3 protein-coding genes and 1 pseudogene are annotated in these 2,655 nt (G+C 33.7%); 3 read left to right on the top strand and 1 reads right to left on the bottom strand.

The features are described from left to right. Positions 1–494 (bottom strand): annotated as a pseudogene (locus Wcon_RS12365) (IS5/IS1182 family transposase); the annotation flags it as partial. Positions 495–602: 108 nt separating this feature from the next. On the opposite strand from Wcon_RS12365, the gene Wcon_RS10475 reads away from it, so the two are divergent. From Wcon_RS10475 to Wcon_RS10485, 3 genes are all read left to right on the top strand, one after another. Beyond that, positions 603–755: a hypothetical protein gene (locus Wcon_RS10475; RefSeq protein ID WP_237350151.1), complete on the top strand. Its 153-nt coding sequence runs from the start codon at positions 603–605 to the stop codon at positions 753–755. 112 nt (positions 756–867) lie between these two features. Next, a complete protein-coding gene (locus Wcon_RS10480) occupies positions 868–1,098 on the top strand; it encodes a hypothetical protein (RefSeq protein WP_114517981.1) in 231 nt (76 codons plus the stop codon). A gap of 378 nt (positions 1,099–1,476) precedes the next feature. After that, on the top strand, positions 1,477–2,424 hold the full coding sequence (locus tag Wcon_RS10485; RefSeq protein WP_063630491.1) for an IS110 family RNA-guided transposase: 948 nt from the start codon (positions 1,477–1,479) through the stop codon (positions 2,422–2,424). The last annotated feature ends 231 nt before the right edge of the window (positions 2,425–2,655 follow it).

The raw sequence follows: 2,655 nt of genomic DNA on the forward strand, positions 1-2,655 counted from the left end.
TGAAAATTGCGATAGGTATGCGACATAAAATCTTAATTTCACGGATTTTATGCTCCACCTAAATGATGCCAGCTTCCGATTGTTGATCATCCGTCAGCCCGATACCTTTTATGTGGAATTACAACGTTACTCTCAATTTTTGCCACCCCAGAATCTGCATACTTTATATTCTCTTTTGGCAACATTTTTTCCTGTTTTCGTATCTTAAAATCGTGCTCTGTGTGACACTGATAGAATTTGCCCATCTTCTCTTATAACAATTTCCGTTTTCATTGTGTTTACTCTTTTCTTTCCAGAATAAGACAATTTTCCTATCTTTTGGCCGTTGTATTGGTTACATCTGCTAATATCTTCAAAATTCTTTCTGGCCTGTCCTTTTTTATTGAGATTTTTTTAGCCAAAAGTGGTTCCATTTTCTTGAATAATCGGCAAATGTTTGAGTTATACAAGTTACTCAAGAATCGGTGTGTTATATAAGTTTGATAATACAGAATTGGCTTTGTTGCATAGCTAGAGTATTTTAAGGTGGTAATAAAGGAAAGGTTCTTGTTAAATATATGGTTACCAACACATTTTAGTAAAATAATCATTTTAATGAAAACATGCCGCAAAAAATGAGAGTCAGTAATCATGGTGAATATAATAAGTTTCTTCAAGGAAGAGGAAATATTTTTTATTTTGTCAGCGAAGCTATAGAAAATTGGTATGCAAACACTCCAAGAGTTGCGGGTACATTTATAGTGATAAAGTTGTGATTCTAATACATGTTCTTTTTAGAATTGGTCTAAGGCAAGCTGTAGGTTTTGTAAAAGGTTATATGATGCAAAAACCTTAAGGTTACACGCAAGCTTCCAGAAGATTCAAAACTTGAAAATTGATGATCGTAGAATTGACAAATGTGATTTGGAAAATATTGAAATTGCTATAGATAGCACGAGAGTTAGTATCTACAATAACAATGGTGGCCATAGTAAACTTAATATTCGAGAAAGAAAATACAATCGTTATGATCAAGTAAGAAAACTACACGTTGTTTTAAACATAAACGATAAGAAAGCAATAAGCATACTAATTTCCGGACTATTTATCGGTCTGTGATGTGTTAAGTGATAAGTATATTCTATTCGAGCAGATGCAGCTTATGATATAAGAAGTGTGTATAAAGAATGCAGGAAATACAACATTATACCTGTTATTCGGCCTAGGAAGGATACTAGAGCTGACTACTTATCAGAAAGAAACAAGTAGAATATTGTAAGTTAAAAATATGATATAAAGGAGATAAGAGGGAAGATAACTCCACTCACTATAGGAATGGAGTTATCACGGGCGTGTGCGACCGCTAGAATAATGGCTATACAACCGTGCTCATCAAGGTACACTAGCCCTATCTCTCGATACGTTTGAATAGTTGTGTGGGACATACATATGCACCCGTTTACAATCTTAAATTAACTAAAACTAATCGAGGTTATTATGATTACATCTTATCAAAATTTTATTGGCATTGATATCGGAAAATTTAAAAATGTTGCTGCAGTTCACAACCAAAAGAACACTATCAAGTTTGATAATAATGCTGCTGGTTGGCAACAATTGTTTCAAAATTTTTCAAATATTCTACCTAATTCTTTTGTAACTTTGGAAAATACAGGAAAATATGAGCTTGGCTTAGCACACTTTCTGGTTGATAAGAATGTTGCTGTACATCGAGCTAATACTCGCAAAGTAAAAAGCTTTACCTTATCTCATGGAATTTTAGCAAAGTCTGATCAATCAGATGCAAGAGCCCTTGCTCAATATGGATTTGAGCGTTATAGTACTCTATCTCTATTTGTGCCTATGTCAAAAGAACAAACAGCCTTAGCTGCACTTTGTCAACGTCGTGATGACCTTACACAAATAAGAGCTCAAGAGAAATGTAGACTGAAAGCACCTGAAAACGACTATATAAAAGAAAGTTGCCAAAAAACTATTGACTTTTTTAACAGTCAAATAGATGAGCTCAATGATGCCATACAAAAAATTATCGATGAGAATCCAGAGTTAAAAAAGCGCCAAAAAATCATAAGAACAGTACCAGGAATAGGTAAAAAGTTATCACAAGATTTTGTATGCTTGATGCCAGAACTTGGCTACTTAAGCAGGCAAGAAGTTGCTAGTCTTGCTGGAGTTGCCCCGCATCCAAAAGAAAGTGGTAAAGCTATTGGTTATCGCAGAATAAGTGGTGGCAGAAGGAACGTTCGTGAAAAGCTTTTTACATCTGCGATGGCTGCTTCAAGGACTAAATCTGCACTTGGTGCTTTTTATTCTGCTCTCATTGGTAGAGGTAAAAAGAAGATGGTAGTCATAACAGCTCTAATGCGCAAAATTATAGTGATTGCTAATGCAAGGCTTAAAGAAGCAATTAACGCAAATTTTTAAAATCTGCATAAGAAAATAGGTTAATGAATATGCGCGCCACACAAATTTAAAGCACATATTCATTAATCATAAGATCTAAGCAGTGGTAGTTGTTTGATATAAATTTCTTTCTGTAATGAACTAGGGTTTTTATTGCCAAAAATACGTTTTTCAATTGAATAAGAATACAAAACTATAAATAAGAGTTGTAATAAGACTAAATTCAAAAAATTTTAAAAAACATAGTTGATG

This window comes from Wolbachia endosymbiont of Cylisticus convexus, from assembly GCF_003344345.1.

Coding starts and splice junctions, on each gene's coding strand:
- Wcon_RS10485 (WP_063630491.1), top strand. CDS start 1,477: ATGATTACATCTTATCAAAATTTTATTGGCATTGATATCGGAAAATTT.
- Wcon_RS10475 (WP_237350151.1), top strand. CDS start 603: ATGCCGCAAAAAATGAGAGTCAGTAATCATGGTGAATATAATAAGTTT.